This window comes from Sphingobacterium sp. 2149 (genome assembly GCF_031455655.1).
Classification (GTDB): Bacteria; Bacteroidota; Bacteroidia; order Sphingobacteriales; family Sphingobacteriaceae; genus Sphingobacterium.
This window is the reverse complement of the sequence record NZ_JAVDTD010000004.1, coordinates 19,905-39,572: the sequence shown is the minus strand read 5'-3', so window position 1 is coordinate 39,572 and position 19,668 is coordinate 19,905. Positions and strand designations below refer to the sequence as shown.

Here is a 19,668-nt window from a genome sequence, read left to right as displayed (position 1 = left end):
AATGGTTTGAAATTTTTACGAAATAGCCTTCTTAAATCAACTGCTTAGAAAGACGATCACATATTAGTTCGCTGCTGCAACGCCTGCTTGACTATTCTTCCGCAGAAAACGGAATAATTTATCTTCCAGTTTAGCTAAAGGTAATTTATTTTTAATCGTTGGGAACTGTCCCTCCATAAAAACGCGCTGTATTGCAGGATGGACATAATATTTTTGTGAAACGGTCTTTGTATTACCAAGTTGTTCAGCAACATTTTTAATGACGTTATTGAGCTGTCTTTTGCGCGCATTGATAGCCTCCGCCGGTTTGATTTGCGCAAGCTGATAAAACGCTTCTCGGCTAGCTCCCCAAATACGGATACTTTTGCAGCTGATTTGGCCTTTCGAATTTTCCCGTAAATAGTGATTAAAAGCGGAACCACAGAAGCTGCTTTCGCAATCTGCGCTATCAATCTGAAATATCCTTTTCCCTTTCATTTTTAGCAGTTCCGTAAGTAGCTTTGCCTGTTGACTATTTGACCATGATTTTTGTTGAAAAACTCCCTTTTTTCCTTTGTATGCTAACGATATCGTATTATTCGCAATAGTAACGTGTCTTTTTTCCAACGTGCTCAGGCCGTAAGACTTATTGGTGAGGGTGTAGCGCTTGTTGCCGATACGTATCAGTGTACTATCCATAATTTTAAAAGCGATCGCACACAATTTATTCATGTCCCACTGTTCGCTCTTAATATGTTTCGTGCTGATTTTTCTCAGTTCCTGCAAGTATTTCCCCATAAAGAGGATGTTGCTAAATTTTGCTGCTTGCCTTTCGTCAACAAATTTCGGATGATAGATATACTGTTTACGCTCTTTCTGGTCGAACCCAAAAGCTTGTAAGTCGCTTTTGGCACTTTTGGCAATCCACACATCCTTCCAATTGGGTGGAATTACTAACTTCGTAATTCTATCTAAAATCTTTTGATCCGAAATTTCCATTCCGGATATATCGAAATATTTAAAAGACTTGCCTATTTTCTTTCTGCTATATCCAGCCTTTATTTTCATATTGCTCTTCAAAGTCGACGTGATCCAATGTTTAAGATAGCTTAGCCCTGTTTGCAAGCATCTTGATTATATTCCTGCACTGCTCTATGGTATGTTAAGAGGATAGATTCGCAATGCTATCTTTATTAACCCGTATATGATCGCCTGTTCGATTAATGTCCTTTATAGTGTTGTGTTCCATTTAATTTCTTGGTGAGTGAATAATTATTTTTGCTTAGAAGAACGAAATAAACATTAGTTCCGTTTTAGAAAAGCAACAATATTATTCTAACAAGTTAGCGGTGGTGCAAACGTCGGTATATCCCGTATGGTCAATCCTAGAAAAATTCCATTAAAAAGGCCGCTTTAAAGCAGCCTTTTGATGGAATTTTTCTATCTATTTTCTCGATCAGCATAGGAGTTCTTTTTGCCTTTCTCATGATCCGTTTTGATCGGTTTGTTCCCTGATGCATTCAAAACTTCTCCCTGTTCGACGGTTTTAACAGTTCCTTTTCCAATAGGACCACCGCAAATAATGAGCATAATGACCATATTTTGCTGATTTGTAATTTTAACTCGTGATTTCATACCTTTTATTTCTATTAATTTGCGCATCATTATATCTAGTTAGGATCTTCGTAATAAGATAACCTTAGAATATTTAATTTGTTTCAGTTTAATTTTGAGTCTTAAGCCGCTTTTTTATACACCTTGAGTTGCTTTTGCAGTTTCTTCCTTGTCATGTGTATTCTCGTTTTGATTGTACCTTCTGGAATACCAAAATAGGACGCTATTTCATGATATTTATACCCTTCAAGAAACATCTGGAACACCTGGTAGTTCTCTTCTGATAAACTGCACATAGCTTTTTCAATGTCGTCAGCAATAAATTTATTCTCGCTTTTATTGGCTTCTACCGTATTGCTGCTCTCCAGACCGATATACGTGTCGTGGATATCGGTAATTCGTTTAGCCTTGCGATATTGGTTGATATATACATTTTTCATGATAACATATAGCCAAGACATTAATTTGGGATGGCGGATAAAATCATCAATCGATTTTAATGCACGAATAAGTGTTTCTTGAATTAAATCCTCTTTTTCATCTGGATCATTCGTAAATTTACCAGCAAAATGTTTCAAAAGGCTTCTCTTTTCTTCGACTAATAAATTTAAATTGTAATTGCTCATAGTACCGTTTGTTAAATTGATGGATGTTTTATTTGGGGAAGTAAGTACAATTAGAGTGCTAATTTTTCGATTTTAATTCTTCTAGAACTTTGTTCAAACAGCTATATGGGAAAAATACGTATAACCAGAATAATTGCTTTTGTAGCAGAAAAACTACAATAAGGCGAACTGCACTCGATCTTAATCGTCAATCAGCATAAATTGATGTGATTTTGAAAGGGTATTTGTTCCCTAAAGAAATGTCTAAATTACGGGGTGCCACGTTTTTATTTAAATGTAATGAATGTCTATTTTCATCCACAGGCATCTAAAAGTCTTTTTTGTCTTTTTGTTAAACTAATTAGTTTTGATTGTGGTTCTTAGATAAATATTTAATATAAAAACAATTAGACTATGAAGAAGACTAGAAAATTTGCATTAGTTGCATCGACATTAATGATGGGGGGCGTAATGTTATTCTCCTGTCAAAATTCCAAAAACAATACATCTGAGGGAGCGGGGCAATCGGACAACATTGCGCCGACTGACGCCGATGAGACACGGTATAATTTAAGCGAGCAGCAAAAGATGAGCATGCAGAAAGATACGAGTCTAGCAGATACACTAAGAAAAGATAGTATTAGCGGTAAGTAGTATTGTTGATAACGGCGATTCGGCTTATAAAGGATAAGCCCTATAAATTTGTTAAAGCGTTTGTCTAAAAAAACTCCCTCAATCGAGGAAGTTTTTTTGTTTTTAAATTGATTCCAAATCATCATCATCTTGTTCAGAACGATTTGGTTGTGCTCCGTCATGATCTTCTTCTGTTTGGATTTTTTCCTCATTGTTGCGATCACGTTGTTCTTCCTCACTTGGATCAGGCCCATCGGCATTTTCTGGATAGTACAGATCAGGAGTTACATCATCAAGATCGGGCACCTTGGGTGGGGTATATGTACGGCTACCATCATGTGTAGATGGATCGCTGTCTGAGGGATCTATTCCATTTTGGAATAGCGCATTGTTGTTGAGATACTGTGAATAGGTATCATTAAATCGAATCGTTGCATTCATAATTTTTTTTAAAAGAGAACACTCTTCAACTCTTATTGGTTGATTCTTTTTTACAAAATGTATCCTGTAAAGTTTAATAACAAATTCAAAACTTTTCATTAATCGATCTTGTTATTAGTTCAATTAAAGTTATTTATAAATTATAATAGAGATACGATGAGAAAATTTACACTTCTTTTATTAATAACAGCGGGTATTGGCTATCAAGCGCAAGCCCAGAAGATTGAGACAACTCCTCAAATGTCTTCAGAGGTCGGCATTGAACCTATACGCCAGGGCAACTGGATGGTTGGTGGATCGATCGGTAATTTGGGTTATAGTTTTGAAGGAAAATCGTTTAATATAGCACTTCAACCTAGAGCAGGTTATTTTGTTTCGGATGGTTTAGCTATTGGAGCGCAGGCTAATCTTGGTTTAACTACTATCAAGGATGCCGATAACGATTGGACGTATGGGATCGCACCGTTTGTGCGATATTATTTTCCAAATGCTGGTTCAACCACAGGAAGGTTTTTTGGGCAGGGTGATATCGGTATTTCGGGAAGCTCTAAGGGTAAAGATGTTGCTCTTGCGGTAGGTGCAAATGTTGGTTATGCTCATTTTATAACTCGAACAGTCGCATTGGAAACGACTTTCGGTTATAACTATAGTAAAGCCAATATAAATACCGGTAGCGGTGCAAGTGGATTAGGTTTTGGCGTAGGTTTTCAAATCTATTTACCTGGTAAGCGCTAAGTAGCGAAAATTAATTACGACCTCAAAAAAGCATGGCTCCAAAAGAATTGGGACCATGCTTTTTTTTCGAACGTATTACTACGTGCTCTTTGGTAAGAAAGACCCTTTCTTTTTAAAAGCATTCAATTCATAAAACAATTGAGGTGCAGTTGATGTTTCTTCAAAAAGAAGTGAGACGATGAAAGCAACAAAAAATATTGGATTGGTACTTAAAGATAGAATGGGTAAATGGTCTTCTTATAATATTCCATTACTCAACGAGTGCCATCTTAACAACAAGCTAGTGAAGAGCAATGAATTTGAGGGCATTTTTATTGTAGGAAGTTTGGCAACAGGACTTTATATTTTTTCATTGTACAAAAATCGGTTTATCGATTTGATGGGTAAGCGAATTGAGACGGAGGAGATTTGTGAACATTTTAATCAATATAAACAGGCATTCATTTAAGTAGCTACTTTATCGAAACAAGCACAATTCAAAAACGGTGATCTGTCCTAAATACTATAGATGTAAAAAATACAGGATATGCAAAATGTGCGATCAACTTTTATTGATCGCACATTTTTGTGTTAATGAAAAATTGGCTTATCTAACTTTATTGCTAAACGATAAACAGCGTTCATCAATCCAACATGACTGTATGCTTGAGGAAAGTTACCCCACTGACTGCCATTTTCTTCGGTTACATCTTCACTGAATAAGCCGAGGTGATTACTATAGGTCAGTAAACGTTCTAAAATTTCTTTCGCCTCATCGACCCTTCCGACACAGGCCAGCGCTTCTACATACCAAAATGCACAGACCAAAAAAGTCGATTTGGGTCTTCCGAAATCATCTTGATGTTTATATCGATAGAAAAGGCCATTTTCTCCCTTTAATTCTTTCTCAAGCATTTCTAGATGATGTAGCGCCTTTTTCGATTTCGGATCTAAGTAGTCCATTACGATCAGCTGCAAGGTGCTGGCATCCAAATTACTGCTATTTATTGCATTTTGATAGACCTTACGATCATCATCATAGCAAGCCTCAATATATGCTTCTGCCTTTTTTAGGAGGATATTTGCGCGATCCTCCATGTCTTGATAACCGTTTTGGCGCGCAATTAGTAGTGCCGCTTTACATCCGACCCATTGAAATAAGTTAGAATAGCAATGGTGGTTTGCAAAGTTTCTGAATTCCCAGATGCCCGCATCCTTTTCCTCGATCGTAGCCTCAATCTTTTCTAGGATGAAATTCACCCATCCCAAAACGTTTTTATTCTCATGAATTTTAAAGCGCTGATCAGTGAAGAGCGGTAGTAATGCAATCATCGCCTGACCATAAACATCATTTTGAATATGTTCGAAAGCTTGATTTCCAATTCTAACCGGACCACTTCCCTGATAGCCTTCTAAGTACGGTAAGATCTGTTCGGTAAGCTCTGTGGTACCAAGAATACCGTACAGCGGTTGAAGTCTTCCGGGATTACGATGAGTGATGCCAGCAATGTAATTTGCGAAGCTTTCCATTTCTTCAAATTGACCAATATGTGTTAGAGCGGTCAGTACATAATAACTGTCGCGTACCCAGCAATAGCGGTAGTCCCAGTTTCTTCCAGAGCCTGGATATTCAGGTAAACTAGTGGTTGAGGCGGCGATAATTGCTCCCGTGTCCTCATATTGGTGAAGCTTAAGCACTAACGCTGATCGGATAACCTCTTTTTGGTAAATGTTGGGAATACTGCATCGTTTAATCCAACTTTGCCAATAACTGATTGTCTTTTGCAGAAAATCTTCACAAGTACTCTCAATGGCCGATTCAAAGGCCGAATCATAGGTGAGTACAAGATATCTGTTCTCACTTATGATGGTCCAGCTCTCATCCTGAAAGAAGTGAGAAATGGGCAAGTCAGTAGTCAGCCGAATTCGTTCTCCGATCTGGTCACTCGTATAAAGAATATGATTGCTTCCGCGTGTCGGCTTTAGCGCCACACGGCCATAGTCGCCAGTTGGTTGACACTTGATGTTGACGCTCGGAGCTCCGTAGAGCGGCTCTATTTTCCGTATCAACATTAGCGGCTTAAAGTACCGCCCAAATTGTTCGAACCGCGGTGCAAAATCTGTGATACGATAACCATAGGAGTCGGTATGTATTTCTGTGCAGAGTACATTTGAATTTTTGATGTAATACTGCTTCGTTTCGACAATAGGCTCTTCAGAACTAATCCTGAATGTTCCCCCTTGATTTTTGTCAATCAAGCTGCCGAATACAAAGCTGTCCTCAAACGAAGGCCAGCACAACCAGGATATGTTTGTGTCAATGCCGACGTGCGCGATATAGGAACAGTTACCAATGATTCCAGATTGATAGGTATGTCTTTTTTCAGTAGTGTTTTCGCTCATTATTTTATAATAAGTTGATTCAAAAATTGAAGAACATCTTCTTGTTCATCTAAATAATATTTTGCTGCAGATTTGTTACTGCCTACTTTGATACTTATGGTTGACTGAGGTAAGTACCGAAATAAATCCTCATCGGTAATATCGTCACCAATTGCCAACATAAAATCGGGCTTTATATGGCCAGCGATTTCCAATGCAGCCTTACCTTTATTAACTTCTGTATTTTTAACTTCAATGACAGCATTTCCATCCAATAACTGTAGTCCATATTCGTTCAACATTGGATTTAATACCTCTTTAAGTTCTGTTGCCTTTAGTTCGCCCAACCCGAGTTCGACTTTGCGATAATGCCACGCTAAAGAATATGGCTTAACTTCCATGAAGGCACCAGGGGTTTGATCGGCTAATTTTTCCATCAGCTTTTTTACTTCGGGCATCCAATGTAGTGCTAATCCTTTTTTATATGACCAGCTGAAATTGGGGAAATTAGACCATATGCCATGTTCTGCAACAAGATAGTAGGACCGGCCATCAAACCAGGATGATAAACTTTCCTGTGAACGGCCGCTTATGATAACTAACGTATTCAGTGGATCTGAAATAATGTTGTCCAAAAGATTATAGAGTAGCGTTGTTGGCGTTGCCTTTTGCGCATGGTTCTGAAATTTGACCAGCGTACCGTCATAATCCAGAAAGAAAAGTCTATTGCTACTTTTGCTATAGCGTTCAGAAATACTGTTAAATACTTTGTCCGAAATTCGTCTTGCCCATTCGTCACGCTGTATAGCCTTAGTTTCAGCTAAGCGATTGGTAAAGAGCTGGACCCAATGCTGTACATTAAATTTCTGTATAATTTGCATATTGGCATCGGCCCTTTCCTGAATCTCTTCAGGAGCCATTTTTAGCGCCTGATAAATACTGTCTGCAGTTTCCATACGATTAAATGGATTGATAATCAAGGCATCAACGAGTTCTTTTGACGCGCCTGCAAATTCGCTTAATATCAATACACCTTTCGATAACGTCTTACTGGCGATGTATTCTTTACTCACCAAATTCATTCCATCGCGAGTGGAAGTAATCATACAGATATCCGATGCAACATATAATGCAACCAACTCTTCGAATGGAAGCGATTTGTAGAAATACAATACCGGTGTCCAGCTGAGGTTTCCATAAATAGAATTGATTTCACTTACTGTTCGATTAATCTCATCTTTCAATTTTTTGTATTGCGATACCTTATCTCTAGATGGCACGATTAGCATATATAAAACAACCTTTGTGTGCCATTCAGGATATTTTTGGAGGAAGGTCAGGTAAGCGCGCAGTCTTTCTAAAATTCCTTTACTATAATCGAGCCGGTCGACTGAGATAATAATTTTTTGATCAGGAAAGTGACTTCTAAATTGGGTAGCTACAGCCTGAATTTTAGGTTGGGTGCTGACTTCAACAAATTTGTGAAAGTCAATGCCCATGGGAAAAGATTCGATAAATATATGTCGGTCTTTATATTTTAACTGATTATAGCCCGACGAAACGTGCAGAATTTTTTTGCAGGCATTTAAAAAGTTTTGGCTGTCAGCAAAGGTATGAAATCCGATAAGATCTGCTCCAAGCAAGCCTTCAACTAACTCTTTACGTTGTGGGATGTTCATAAACAGTTCCTCTGAAGGGAAGGGAATATGATGAAAATAACCAACGTTGAGTTCTTGATTTTCTGAGCGTAACAACTGGGGGAGTAGCATAAGCTGATAATCCTGAACCCAGATGAAATCAGAAAGCTCATCGATAGAAAGAGCCGCTTCACAAAACTTTTTATTCACTGCTACATAGGTAGACCAATATTCGGGATCAAAATGGATGTAGCTCGGTTGATAGTGACAGATAGGCCAAAGCACCTCATTCGAATAACCTTCATAGAAATTGCGAATTTCGTCTTTTGATAAGAAGACAGGAAGTAAGTTCATCGGCTTTAGGAGCTCAACAATTTTTTCCTTTTCCTCTTCATCTTTAGGCACTATTCCGGGCCATCCAACCCATAAGATCGCATCTGTATCAAAGGCTGAATTTAAACCAGTTGCCAGTCCTCCTGCACTGGGTTTGATGATTAATTTTTCTTTTTTTCGTTCTATTTGTATCGGCAGTCTATTTGAAATTATTATTTTCTTCTTTTTTTTCATAAGAATATTAGATCGATTTATTTGTCGTGTAGAAGAGTTATATTGAATATAACGGTGGGTATTTAATCCAATATTTTAACAACCTTGGGGGAAAATAGTTTGGATAAATTCAAATTACAAGGACCAATCGGATCGAAGGCGAAGAATATTTCTTCTTTTTTTAAAATCTAACGGACAACCTTTGGGGCAGTTGTATTCAGAATAGCAAAGAAATAGCAACAAAAAGGCCTGTATTTTTTACAGGCCCTAATATGTTATATTCAGTTGGATTACGATAGGCTGGCTGGAGCTCTTTCTGCATCCAGCTTTTTCATGAATTGATCGAGTATGTTACCTAATCTACCTGAAATTTCTCCTAGAATACTTTCCCAATCTTTCACTGTACCATCGCAGTTGTCTGAAACGATTTTAATACTATGAAAGGCAAGATTCTTTTGGAAACAGAAATTCGCTAGCGCATAAGATTCCATGTCAAAAGCCATAGGGTTTAAATGTTTAATATCCTGATAAAAAGATGAATTTACATGGATAAAACGATCCGATGTCAAAAGTGCATCTTCGTAACGAAACTCATCAGCCGATATCGATTCCAATACTCCCTGCCCCTTAAAAAATAACGTGTTCTCTAGAAAAAATCCATCCGTATAAGCGTCTCCTTGCGCGTAATAGGACGGATAAAGAACATGTCCTATCGGATGCCGTGTACAGCCCACTGTGCCAACATTGAGAACAATTGGATTAATTCCCAGTGTTTTAATGTCCTCGTAAAGTCTGGCGACAGACAAGATCGCATTCACTTTGCCAACACCAATTTCATAGATGTAAGTGGATTTACTTGGTGAATGAAAAGATAGTTCGTTCTTATTTGCTACCAAGATTATCGTTTCAATATCTTTATTCAGGATCATTTAATTTTCTTCAATATATGGGTATTCGAATTCCAATTCTCCAGCAGCTATTAAATTTAAGAAGTTAACACAAGCTTGTTTTGACGAATCAAAATCCATGAATGTGTAATTTCCACAGCTAATAGGATTTTGGAAAGGAACTTCATATCCTGCTGTAAGAATTATTTCGAGCACCTCCTTCATCAACTCCGCTACGTTTTGAGGAGTTCGCGCTGTTCCGGCCAATACAACATAAAATCCTGTACAGCATCCCATCGGGCCCACATAAATGACTTCATCACCTAAAATCGTTCTAATTTCCGTTGCAAAACAGTGCTCCAGTGTATGCATTACTTCAGGAGACAACATACGCTCAGGAGAATTCGGCCTAATCATGCGAATGTCGTAAGTTGTATAATTTTCGACATTGCTGTTATTGGTCGTAGAAGCCTTTGCGTAGATCCCTTGTTTCAATTTGGTATGATCTACCGTAAAACTATTTACTTTTGCTTTTTCTTTTGTGTACATCTTAATCTGTTCAGTGCTACAAAGCTTGTGGCCTCATAGGGGTTAAAAGTTGAATATTAAAAATTTCTACAAAGATACTAGATTATTATAGAAAAGGGTTAAAAAACGACTATTTTAACACTTCGTAATGTTCGACTGTTGGGAATGGATCGTAGTAATGATGTAAAAGTTTCTCCCATTCCTTAAATAATGCAGACTCCTTGAAACCGATGGTATGGTCCTCTAAAGTTTCCCATTCCACCAACAGGATGTACTGGTTATCCTTTTCGATGCATTTACGGAGAGAATGCGTGATATAACCTTTACTTGCACTGATATACTGGCAAGCTGTTTTATAATCTCTCTCAAAATTGGATTGTTGCCCTTCAATAATTTGTAATACAGCTACTTCTAAAATCATAATTTCGTTTTTTATTTAAATTTAGTAATATATCAAACTTAGAGAATTTGTTTTTTATATGCAATACAGTGACAATCTTATCCAGGTAATTTATTCTATATGCAGTTTAAGAAGGATTTAGGTCTTATCACTGTATCAAATGTAGTTATGCATTGTTAATTTGTAAATCCATAAGCTGCACGACTAAAGGAATTCCAGGATTACGATTTTGAGCGTTCCAAACTAATGAAAGAGTTGTTCGCTGTGGTAAAGCATCCAATTCGAAAAATGAGACATCAACATGATATCCATTTTTTAACGAAGATGGAACAATAGCAACACCGAGCCCCTGAGCCACCATATTAAATATGGTCAATGCATTGACTGTACGAAGCGTTACTTTGGGAATAAACTTATGATCACTGAAAATACTCATGACCAGATCGTAATAGGAGTGACTATAGTTTTTGGAAAATAAGATAAATGATTCGTCTTTTAAGGCATTCAGACTTGGATTTTGAGACATCAAAAGCGGATGATTATTGGGTAATACAAGACTGAAATGCTCCGTATATATCGGTTGGCTCCTCAGCCCAAGCGGGGTTTCGGAAAGACGGACGAATCCCAAGTCCAATTCTTTTTTTTCCAGCAGATCCAGCTGCGTTTCATTCGCCAATTCATGAAGAGATAACTCAATGTCGGGCTGCTGCTTTTTTAGATTAATAAGTAATTCCGGAAGAATAGTCTGAACAGCCGATCCGATAAAACCGAGCTTTAAGGTGCTTATTTTACCATTGGCATAACTCTGAAGTTGAGTTTCAATTTGTGCTAAATGTCTAAATAACTCCTGCGCCTCTTTAAAGAGATACATTCCGGCCTCCGTTAACATGACATTCCGCTTAGTACGTTCAAAAAGTAATACCCCATAATATTCCTCCAACTGCTTAATTTGCCTGCTCAAGCCCGGTTGTGCAATAAACAATCTTTCCGCCGCCCTTCGGAAATGCAATTCTTCGGCCAATACTTTGAAGTACAATAAGTGTCTAAACTCTATTTGATAATTCATGGTTATCAATTGATGATCAAAATGGTATTTCTGCTTATCAAATATAGCAAGTACTTTTGAGTAAAGCAGATCGTAAGATGGATATATTTTTATACGGCAGTGGGCATTTGACTTGTTCCACAGCCTTAGCAATAGCGAAAGGATTGGTTCGGGGAGCGATATCATCCGACGTCAGGAACAAGATCGATCAAAGCGCTAGTTACGTCAGCAAAATAGTTGGACGCGGCGAGGTCGTCTATGGGATCAACACGGGTTTCGGTCCGCTGTGTACCACCCGCATTGATGCTGGTCAAACGCAATTATTACAGGAAAATATCCTTAAAAGCCATGCTGTCGGTGTGGGTGAACCTATAAGCGATGATTTAGCTAAGTTGATGCTTATCCTTAAAGTTCACGCGCTTTCTAAAGGATTCTCGGGTGTTCAATACAGTACAATTGAGCGGATGATTTGGCATATTGAGAACGATATCATTCCTGTTGTGCCAAAACAAGGGTCTGTCGGAGCGTCGGGTGATTTAGCGCCTTTGTCTCATTTATTTTTGCCATTAATTGGTTTAGGGAAAGTAAAGGTAGAAGGGAATGTTGTGCATACAGCCGCCATTTTGAAAAAATACGGTATGGCACCGATTCACTTAGGAGCAAAAGAAGGGTTGGCGCTGATCAATGGGACTCAATTTATGGCGGCACATGGCGTTATGGGCGTTATTGAACTGAATCGTATGCTTCAAAGTGCCGATATTATTGCCTCTTTAATGATTGAAGGCTTAAATGGTTCGATAAAACCCTTCTTTTCGGAGCTACATGAATTACGACCACATAAGGGAAATCGTTATGTCGCTGCAAGCATCTTTAATATGCTTCATGGATCGGCTATTCTAGAAAGTCACAAACACTGTTCCCGTGTGCAGGATCCTTATTCTTTGCGTTGTATTCCTCAAGTTCATGGCGCATCACGCAACGCTTGGTTTCATTTAAAGGATACCATCGAAATTGAAATAAATGCGGTGACTGATAACCCTGTGATCATTAACGACGAACTAACCATTAGCGGTGGTAGCTTTCATGGGCAATCCATTGCATTACCTTTGGACTATGCCACGCTGGCAGCGTCTGAAATTGGGAATATTTCTGACCGAAGGGTCTATCTGTCTTTAGAAGGCCAAACCAACGGTGTACCCAAATTGTTGATGAAATCAACTGGACTCAATTCAGGATTTATGATCTTACAATATAGCACGGCTGCTCTAGCAAGTGAGAATAAAGGACTTTGTTTTCCGGCGAGTGCCGATAGTATTCCAACCTCTTTAGGCCAAGAAGACCATGTGAGTATGGGATCTATCGCTGGACGAAAACTGTTGCAGGTGATTGACAATGTCGACAAAATATTGAGCATTGAACTGTTGTGCGCAGCCCAAGCCAAAGATTATCATCAACCGTTAACATCAACTGCTGCACTGGAAGCTATCCACGGGAGAATCCGTCAGTCCATTCCACATATTGAATCGGACCAGCCGATGGAAGAGCTGCTGACCGAAGCATTAAAAATGGTGAAATCAGGCGAGCTTATTGCATTGCATGTTCAATATGCTGCTGGAGAGATTGCTGAAGAGCTAAAACAGCAGTTTGAGGTATTTTAAACAAGGAATGATGAAAAAGGAGGTAAAATTAGTTGGGCCTTTTAGGCAAATATTAACGATGTCAAATATGCCTATAAAAGGTCCAATCGACGATAGCCAATTGTCTATTATTGAAGAGGGTGGGATTTTAATTGCAGGAAACACGATAATGGATGTGGCCGCTTTTGATCAATTACAACAGCAATGGGGGGAGCAGGCGGTTCTGATACATGTTGAGGGAGATCAGGTCGTTTTGCCAGGCTTTATTGACTGCCATACACATATTGCTTTCGCAGGCAGTCGTGCAAATGATTTTGCCCTTCGAAATGCCGGTTCAAGCTACTTGGAGATCGCGGCGGCAGGTGGGGGGATCTGGAGTACCGTATCTCATACAAGGGATTGTGATGCCCGAGAATTGGTAGAGCTCACCATAAGGAGAGCACATTTACTATTGAAACAGGGAATTACAACGATCGAAGTTAAAAGCGGTTATGGGCTTAACGTTGAACAAGAACTTAAATTATTGCGTGTCATCCGCGAATCAGATCGACGAACACAACCAGACCTTATCCCAACTTGTTTGGCAGCACATATGCTTCCGCGGGACTTCAATGGGTCGGCAAAAGATTATCTTCATATGATGGCTGAAGTTCTTTTTCCAGCATTAAAATCCGAAAGGCTATCAAATCGGATAGATGCATTTATCGAAAAGACAGCTTTTCAGGGAGAGGACATTGTAGCTTATTTACAAAAAGCAAAAAATATGGGTTTTGATCTGACAATTCATGCCGATCAGTTTACGACTTCTGGAAGCCAGATTGCGGTAGAACTCGGTGCTATATCTGCGGATCATCTTGAAGCATCAACAGCTTTTGAAATTGAACTTATCGCACAGTCGGACACTGTCGCGGTAGCTTTACCTGCCGCTTCTATCGGATTGGGTTGCGGTTTTACACCCGCTAGAAAACTGTTAGATGCAGGTGCATGCCTAGCCATAGGTAGTGATTGGAATCCGGGATCTGCTCCAATGGGACAGTTAGTGACAAGTGCGACGATTTTGGCAGCGGCAGAAAAGTTGACCAATGCTGAACTACTTGCGGCATTAACCTACCGTGGGGCAAAGGCATTGAACTTGTCTGACCGGGGGATTTTGGCGAAGGGAATGCGTGCAGATTTTAGTTTATTTAAAACCGACAATTATCAGGATATTACTTACTTCCAAGGAAGTTTGCAGCCTACAGCTGTATGGAAAAATGGTACCAAAGTATTATCAATATAACACCATGAAAGATACATTTAAGCGAGAGGTTGCAGAAGGTATTCCTACCACATTACCTCCAACAGTAGAACGCGATCATACAATCAGCCACGCTCCCCGACGAAAGAATATTCTTACAAAGTCAGAAGAGAAGCTAGCTATACGGAATGCATTACGCTATTTTCCTAATCCCTGGCATGGCATTTTAGCGCCTGAATTTTTACAGGAGCTTCGCGACTATGGCCGAATTTATATGTACCGTTTTAGACCACAATACACAATGCATGCTCGACCAATAGCCGATTATCCGGCGTTAAGTAAGCAGGCGGCGGCAATTATGTTGATGATTCAGAACAACCTCGATCCTGCAGTCGCACAGCATCCGCACGAATTGATTACTTATGGTGGGAATGGAGCCGTATTTCAAAATTGGGCTCAATATCGGCTTACTATGCAATATCTATCGCAAATGACCGATGAACAAACATTACATCTTTACAGTGGTCATCCGATGGGACTTTTTCCATCTTCAAAAGATGCTCCTCGTGTTGTGGTGACAAATGGCATGATGATTCCAAATTATTCGAAACCGGATGACTGGGAACGTTTCAACGCGTTGGGCGTTACGCAATATGGACAGATGACAGCCGGCTCATACATGTATATCGGTCCGCAGGGTATTGTGCATGGAACGACTATTACGGTTATGAATGCATTCCGGAAACATTTGGCGGTAGATGATACAATACAAGGCAAGGTGTTTTTGACTTCCGGCCTGGGGGGAATGAGTGGAGCACAGCCTAAAGCGGGTAATATTGCGGGATGCATAACGGTATGCGCTGAAATAAACCCCGGCGCAGCAAGAAAACGACATGAGCAGGGATGGGTTGACCGATTGATAGTGAGCATACAGGAGCTTGTTAGACAGGTAAAGCGGGCAGTGGAACAAAAGGAAATAGTATCCTTTGCTTATATCGGTAACATAGTCGAAGTATGGGAGGCTTTCGATCGTGAAAATATCCACATTACGGTAGGGGCTGATCAGACATCATTGCATAATCCGTGGTCCGGAGGATATTATCCCATGGGATTAACCTTTGATGAAGCAAATGTTTTATTGGCGAGTGACCCGGACAAATTTAAGCAATGTGTGCGAGAAAGCTTGGTACGACATGTTGATGCGATCAATAAGCATGTGTCCAAGGGAACGTATTTCTTCGACTACGGAAATGCATTTCTTTTGGAAAGTAGCCGTGCCGGCGCAGCAGTCTGGAATGATAAAAAGGACCAATTCCGCTATCCGTCGTATGTACAGGATATTCTTGGTCCCATGTGCTTTGATTATGGTTTTGGACCATTCCGTTGGGTTTGCACCTCTGGAAGGGCTTCGGACCTGAAAAAATCTGACGAAATAGCCATGACCGTTTTAGAGGATCTTCGATCAGAAGCCCCCTTAGAAATTCAGCAGCAGCTGCAAGATAATATACAATGGATTAAAGAAGCTGAGAAAAATAGACTCGTCGTAGGTTCTCAGGCGCGCATCTTATATGCCGATTCCATTGGACGTATTTCAATTGCAAAGGCCTTTAACGAAGCAGTAAAAACTGGTTTATTTGAAGGGCCGATTGTTTTGGGTAGAGACCACCACGACGTTAGCGGAACAGACTCACCTTATCGGGAAACTAGCAATATTTATGATGGAAGTCAATACACGGCGGATATGGCTATTCATAACGTCATTGGAGATAGCTTTCGCGGGGCGACTTGGGTTTCTATCCACAATGGCGGTGGCGTCGGGTGGGGAGAAGTAATCAACGGCGGCTTTGGCCTACTCTTAGATGGTTCAGACGAAGCAGTTGTTAAATTGGAAAAAATGTTATTTTTTGACGTAAATAATGGAATTGCTAGACGTGCCTGGGCTAGAAATAGGGAGGCAAACCAGGCGCTAGGCCGTGCGATGGAAGGGAATGCTAAATTACTAGTCACTCGTGCACATCTTGTTGATGACCAAATTATTGAACAATTATTTGATGTGAACGAATGAAGCGCTTGTTGAATGATCCCGAAATATATAGCAAAGGCGACCAAGCTGTTTGGAAAGGACGTGTGGATGGTCAGAGTCGCGAATGGATGCGCTGGCATCAATTAATGAATTGTGTTGACCTTCGTGAACCATCCGATTTGCGGCAAGCCATCGCTTTTCTTGGATGCTGTAGTGATGAAGGCGTTGCCCGAAATCAGGGACGACTAGGAGCCAAAGAAGGGCCTGCCGCACTCCGGAATGTATTGGCCAACCTTCCTGTTCATTTTCCAGATAAACTTAAACTTAAAGATTGCGGCGACATCCTATTAAAAGGCAATGATTTAGAATCATGTCAAGCATACTTGGGAACAGCTTTGAAAATTATTCTGGAACAAGAAGGGTTCCCCGTCATATTAGGGGGAGGCCATGAAATCACCTACGGCCATTATCTAGGGGTTAGCCAATATCTAAAAAACGATAATAAACGTTTAGGTATCATTAATTTGGATGCGCATTTAGATATTCGTGCCTTGCAGGATGGCCAAGGGAATTCTGGAACGGGATTCTATCAAATTGAACAGGATCAATCGGCAGCTGGCTTACCCTTTCATTACTTAGCAATCGGAATTCAGGAAATAAGCAATACCAAGGGATTACTTAACTATGCTCGCGAGAAGAATGTAAAGATTATAGAACGTGATAGTTTGATCAATGAACAGCTTGATCAGATTCGGGAAAAAATAATTGGTTTTTCCAAATTAGTGGATTATGTGTATTTAACCATAGATCTTGATGCCTTTGCTTCGGCCTATGCCCCGGGAGTCAGTGCGTTGGCATTTAACGGTATAGTCCCAGATCAGCAGTTTTTTATGATCTACGATTTTCTTTTGGATCTACCTAATCTGAGATCTGTCGATTTGGCTGAATTAAATCCGTATTTTGATATCGATTCGAGGACAGCCAAATTAGCGGCTGATCTACTATTTAGGCTGGTCAATAAATTAGCAGCAAAAATTCAATTACCGTCGTAAAGTAAGTTACACGCTGAGCCTCACTTTAGTCTATTGAATGAGAGGGTCATAAGGATATATCCGGTTTCATCCTGTTTTGCAAAAGTTTAAAGATATTGCTTTTAATAACTAATATTTTTAGTATATTTGCTGTGTGTTATGGGTGTAAATCAAAGCAAAAAACAAGAGTATGCCATCGTGGATATAGAGACTACAGGTGGCCACGCAAAATCGAGTCGGATCACGGAGGTTGCTATTGTAATTCATGATGGTAACCAAGTTCTAGAGCGCTGGGAAACATTAGTAAATCCAGGAAAGGAAATTCCTAACTCCATTTTTGCGCTTACTGGCATCGATAATGACATGGTAAAGGATGCTCCAACATTTGAGGAAGTTGCCGAGCGCATTTATGCAATGCTTAAAGACCGTATTTTTGTTGCGCATAATGTCAATTTTGATTACTCATTCATCCGTTTTCAGTTGCAGGAATCGGGATTCGAATGGTCAGCAATAAAATTATGTACAGTACGCTATGCGCGAAAAATAAAGCCGGGGTTGTTATCCTATAGTTTGGGACGTCTATGTGATTATTTAGATATACCGATAGAAAATAGGCATCGTGCGGGTGGCGACGCCGATGCAACTGCTATTCTTTTTGCTTATTTGAAAGTTCTGGATACTGAACAGATCTTTCAGGATATGATTAAACACAAGGCGATAGATCAACGTTTTCCGCCGCACTTAAATCCGTTAGCGTATGAACAATTGCCAAGTGAGGCTGGGGTCTACTATTTTCACGACAAAGATGGAAAAGTAATTTATGTTGGAAAGGCTGTAAATATCAAAAAACGGGTATTGTCCCATTTCACTGGAAATAACATTCAAGCACAAAGGCAAAATTTTTTAAAGGAAATTCATCATATCAGTTACGAATGCTGTGGTACAGAGCTTATAGCGCTTCTTTTGGAATGTGCGGAGATTAAACGGTTTTGGCCAAAATACAATAGGGCACTGAAACGGTATGAACCTAAGTTCGGATTGTTTTCGTATGAAGATCAAAACGGATACCTTCATCTTGCCATTGGTAAGACAAATGGGGGACAGGCATGTATTCAAGTCTTCCAGCGCGAATACGATGCAATACAGTTGCTCCAGACATTTATCCAACAAGATGCTATTAATCCGCAATTCTGTCAGTTTGGGCAAGCCAGTTTGTCAACAAAGTCCATAGAAAAGGATGTCTTGCCCGATCGCGACTTACACAATACCAGAATTGAACGCTGTATTGAGGAGTGGCTGGTACAACGTCCATCGTATGTACTGATCGATAAAGGACGCCATTCTGAAGAGAAAAGCTGTATTGTTATTGAAAATGGTGCTTTCTATGGTATGGGCTATATTGATCAATTCTACCAGAATTATGGTTTTGAAGATATAAAAGCACATGTTAAAAGGTATCCGAGTAATTATTACATGATGGAATTAGTCAAAATGGCGGCAGCAAGACATCCTGGTAAAATACATTTTTTAACAGAATCGACTTTTTTACCAAATACTGCTGCAGAACCAGATTTCCATTATGAAAAATTAGAGCCAAATAGTCTTTTCAACTTGAGCTAATTGCCTATAACTTGGCATTCTATTCATTTTCTTAGATTTTGGTCATCCGGATCTCAGTAATTTGTTAAAGAAATGTGAAATAGCAAATTGTAGAAATAGTATGGTACGATAATTGAAATTTACTTGGTATACATAGTAAAAAAGACTTTTCATAATTTAGGTTAATAATTGGTTAGTTAAAAACCTGAGGCTCCCAACCTCAGGTTTTCTTTTTTTAGTCCTTTTGAAACTTGCATTTATTTGAAACATACAGGAGGATACAAGCTATCAAATTCGACCTATCGACACTACTTGTCTAGTGCTTATTCAGTGATCACTCAGTACCCACTGTATAATCATTGACTGATTACTTTCTAAAAATTGAATGAAAAACGAGATAAGGGATAAGTTGGTAATAGCCATTATACGCTCAAAAATACAGTTTGATCCAAGTTTTTTATTTAAAGTTTTTTTGCGTAAAACACTTTTTTTTAATAAAAAGATTGTTTTAATCATTTGTATTTCAGTTAAATAACATTTGTCCCCCTTTTTGTCCCCCTAAGTTTTTTCTCTGTATAGTTAGTTTAAGCTACTTTAGTATTTGTATACTGTAAAGGGCGAAATAGTAAAACAAAAAATGGGGCGTTTTCTAAAAGTAGCTGCGGTATATCTTATCCATATCTTTATATAAAAAGGGCTTAGGCCCTTTTTTTTTGTAAAATTATACCTA

18 protein-coding genes are annotated in these 19,668 nt (G+C 39.3%); 8 read left to right on the top strand and 10 right to left on the bottom strand.

The features are described 5' to 3' along the window. Positions 1–63 precede the first annotated feature (63 nt). From J2X77_RS06675 to J2X77_RS06665, 3 genes are all read right to left on the bottom strand, one after another. On the bottom strand, positions 64–1,047 hold the full coding sequence (locus J2X77_RS06675; RefSeq protein WP_310079804.1) for a hypothetical protein: 984 nt from the start codon (positions 1,045–1,047) through the stop codon (positions 64–66). A gap of 372 nt (positions 1,048–1,419) precedes the next feature. Next, the gene (locus J2X77_RS06670; protein ID WP_209579281.1) at positions 1,420–1,614 is read right to left on the bottom strand and encodes a hypothetical protein; all 195 of its coding nucleotides are present in this window, start codon (positions 1,612–1,614) and stop codon (positions 1,420–1,422) included. A 101-nt stretch (positions 1,615–1,715) separates the two neighbouring features. Continuing rightward, positions 1,716–2,219: an RNA polymerase sigma factor gene (locus J2X77_RS06665; RefSeq protein ID WP_209579282.1), complete on the bottom strand. Its 504-nt coding sequence runs from the start codon at positions 2,217–2,219 to the stop codon at positions 1,716–1,718. 393 nt (positions 2,220–2,612) lie between these two features. Between J2X77_RS06665 and J2X77_RS06660 the strand changes: the two genes are divergently transcribed. Then, a complete protein-coding gene (locus J2X77_RS06660; RefSeq protein WP_209579283.1) occupies positions 2,613–2,852 on the top strand; it encodes a hypothetical protein in 240 nt (79 codons plus the stop codon). A 102-nt stretch (positions 2,853–2,954) separates the two neighbouring features. Here the strand turns inward: J2X77_RS06660 and J2X77_RS06655 are convergent, their stop codons facing one another. Next, the gene (locus J2X77_RS06655; RefSeq protein WP_310079802.1) at positions 2,955–3,272 is read right to left on the bottom strand and encodes a hypothetical protein; all 318 of its coding nucleotides are present in this window, start codon (positions 3,270–3,272) and stop codon (positions 2,955–2,957) included. Positions 3,273–3,428: 156 nt separating this feature from the next. On the opposite strand from J2X77_RS06655, the gene J2X77_RS06650 reads away from it, so the two are divergent. Together J2X77_RS06650 and J2X77_RS06645 are read left to right on the top strand one after the other, a co-directional pair. Continuing rightward, on the top strand, positions 3,429–4,007 hold the full coding sequence (locus tag J2X77_RS06650; protein WP_209579285.1) for a hypothetical protein: 579 nt from the start codon (positions 3,429–3,431) through the stop codon (positions 4,005–4,007). A 178-nt stretch (positions 4,008–4,185) separates the two neighbouring features. Continuing rightward, a complete protein-coding gene (locus J2X77_RS06645; RefSeq protein WP_209579286.1) occupies positions 4,186–4,455 on the top strand; it encodes a hypothetical protein in 270 nt (89 codons plus the stop codon). Between the two features lie 122 nt (positions 4,456–4,577). Here the strand turns inward: J2X77_RS06645 and J2X77_RS06640 are convergent, their stop codons facing one another. From J2X77_RS06640 to J2X77_RS06615, 6 genes are all read right to left on the bottom strand, one after another. Continuing rightward, positions 4,578–6,389 (bottom strand): glycoside hydrolase family 15 protein, encoded by a 1,812-nt coding sequence (locus J2X77_RS06640; RefSeq protein WP_310079800.1) that lies wholly within the window; start codon positions 6,387–6,389, stop codon positions 4,578–4,580. After that, positions 6,389–8,572, bottom strand: coding sequence for a bifunctional alpha,alpha-trehalose-phosphate synthase (UDP-forming)/trehalose-phosphatase (locus tag J2X77_RS06635; protein ID WP_209579288.1), 2,184 nt, complete (start codon positions 8,570–8,572; stop codon positions 6,389–6,391). Before J2X77_RS06635 ends, J2X77_RS06640 begins: the two co-directional genes overlap by 1 nt. A 269-nt stretch (positions 8,573–8,841) precedes the next feature. Continuing rightward, positions 8,842–9,480 carry a hypothetical protein gene (locus J2X77_RS06630; protein WP_209579289.1) on the bottom strand — a complete coding sequence of 213 codons (639 nt, stop codon included), beginning with the start codon at positions 9,478–9,480 and terminating at the stop codon, positions 8,842–8,844. Further along, positions 9,481–9,987 carry an S-ribosylhomocysteine lyase gene (locus J2X77_RS06625; RefSeq protein WP_209579290.1) on the bottom strand — a complete coding sequence of 169 codons (507 nt, stop codon included), beginning with the start codon at positions 9,985–9,987 and terminating at the stop codon, positions 9,481–9,483. Positions 9,988–10,096: 109 nt separating this feature from the next. Then, the gene (locus J2X77_RS06620; protein WP_293937736.1) at positions 10,097–10,387 is read right to left on the bottom strand and encodes an antibiotic biosynthesis monooxygenase; all 291 of its coding nucleotides are present in this window, start codon (positions 10,385–10,387) and stop codon (positions 10,097–10,099) included. Positions 10,388–10,532: 145 nt separating this feature from the next. Then, positions 10,533–11,432, bottom strand: coding sequence for a LysR family transcriptional regulator (locus tag J2X77_RS06615; protein ID WP_209579292.1), 900 nt, complete (start codon positions 11,430–11,432; stop codon positions 10,533–10,535). Between the two features lie 77 nt (positions 11,433–11,509). Here J2X77_RS06615 and hutH point away from each other — a divergent pair, with 77 nt between their 5' ends. From hutH to J2X77_RS06590, 5 genes are all read left to right on the top strand, one after another. Then, the gene (gene hutH / locus J2X77_RS06610) at positions 11,510–13,069 is read left to right on the top strand and encodes a histidine ammonia-lyase (protein ID WP_209579293.1); all 1,560 of its coding nucleotides are present in this window, start codon (positions 11,510–11,512) and stop codon (positions 13,067–13,069) included. Between the two features lie 10 nt (positions 13,070–13,079). Next, positions 13,080–14,327 carry an imidazolonepropionase gene (hutI, locus tag J2X77_RS06605; protein ID WP_310079796.1) on the top strand — a complete coding sequence of 416 codons (1,248 nt, stop codon included), beginning with the start codon at positions 13,080–13,082 and terminating at the stop codon, positions 14,325–14,327. Between the two features lie 4 nt (positions 14,328–14,331). Next, a complete protein-coding gene (locus J2X77_RS06600; protein WP_209579295.1) occupies positions 14,332–16,350 on the top strand; it encodes a urocanate hydratase in 2,019 nt (672 codons plus the stop codon). Next, positions 16,347–17,360 (top strand): formimidoylglutamase, encoded by a 1,014-nt coding sequence (hutG, locus tag J2X77_RS06595; protein ID WP_209579296.1) that lies wholly within the window; start codon positions 16,347–16,349, stop codon positions 17,358–17,360. The genes J2X77_RS06600 and hutG overlap by 4 nt, the downstream gene beginning before the upstream one ends. Before the next feature lie 138 nt (positions 17,361–17,498). After that, complete coding sequence (locus tag J2X77_RS06590) at positions 17,499–18,959, top strand: exonuclease domain-containing protein (protein WP_209579297.1); 1,461 nt, start codon at positions 17,499–17,501, stop codon at positions 18,957–18,959. Positions 18,960–19,668: the final 709 nt, after the last annotated feature.

Bases quoted from the DNA above. Each gene is read 5' to 3' on its own strand.
- J2X77_RS06675 (WP_310079804.1), bottom strand. From the start codon at position 1,047: ATGAAAATAAAGGCTGGATATAGCAGAAAGAAAATAGGCAAGTCTTTT.
- J2X77_RS06670 (WP_209579281.1), bottom strand. From the start codon at position 1,614: ATGAAATCACGAGTTAAAATTACAAATCAGCAAAATATGGTCATTATG.
- J2X77_RS06665 (WP_209579282.1), bottom strand. From the start codon at position 2,219: ATGAGCAATTACAATTTAAATTTATTAGTCGAAGAAAAGAGAAGCCTT.
- J2X77_RS06660 (WP_209579283.1), top strand. From the start codon at position 2,613: ATGAAGAAGACTAGAAAATTTGCATTAGTTGCATCGACATTAATGATG.
- J2X77_RS06655 (WP_310079802.1), bottom strand. From the start codon at position 3,272: ATGAATGCAACGATTCGATTTAATGATACCTATTCACAGTATCTCAAC.
- J2X77_RS06650 (WP_209579285.1), top strand. From the start codon at position 3,429: ATGAGAAAATTTACACTTCTTTTATTAATAACAGCGGGTATTGGCTAT.
- J2X77_RS06645 (WP_209579286.1), top strand. From the start codon at position 4,186: ATGAAAGCAACAAAAAATATTGGATTGGTACTTAAAGATAGAATGGGT.
- J2X77_RS06640 (WP_310079800.1), bottom strand. From the start codon at position 6,389: ATGAGCGAAAACACTACTGAAAAAAGACATACCTATCAATCTGGAATC.
- J2X77_RS06635 (WP_209579288.1), bottom strand. From the start codon at position 8,572: ATGAAAAAAAAGAAGAAAATAATAATTTCAAATAGACTGCCGATACAA.
- J2X77_RS06630 (WP_209579289.1), bottom strand. From the start codon at position 9,480: ATGATCCTGAATAAAGATATTGAAACGATAATCTTGGTAGCAAATAAG.
- J2X77_RS06625 (WP_209579290.1), bottom strand. From the start codon at position 9,987: ATGTACACAAAAGAAAAAGCAAAAGTAAATAGTTTTACGGTAGATCAT.
- J2X77_RS06620 (WP_293937736.1), bottom strand. From the start codon at position 10,387: ATGATTTTAGAAGTAGCTGTATTACAAATTATTGAAGGGCAACAATCC.
- J2X77_RS06615 (WP_209579292.1), bottom strand. From the start codon at position 11,432: ATGAATTATCAAATAGAGTTTAGACACTTATTGTACTTCAAAGTATTG.
- hutH (WP_209579293.1), top strand. From the start codon at position 11,510: ATGGATATATTTTTATACGGCAGTGGGCATTTGACTTGTTCCACAGCC.
- hutI (WP_310079796.1), top strand. From the start codon at position 13,080: ATGAAAAAGGAGGTAAAATTAGTTGGGCCTTTTAGGCAAATATTAACG.
- J2X77_RS06600 (WP_209579295.1), top strand. From the start codon at position 14,332: ATGAAAGATACATTTAAGCGAGAGGTTGCAGAAGGTATTCCTACCACA.
- hutG (WP_209579296.1), top strand. From the start codon at position 16,347: ATGAAGCGCTTGTTGAATGATCCCGAAATATATAGCAAAGGCGACCAA.
- J2X77_RS06590 (WP_209579297.1), top strand. From the start codon at position 17,499: ATGGGTGTAAATCAAAGCAAAAAACAAGAGTATGCCATCGTGGATATA.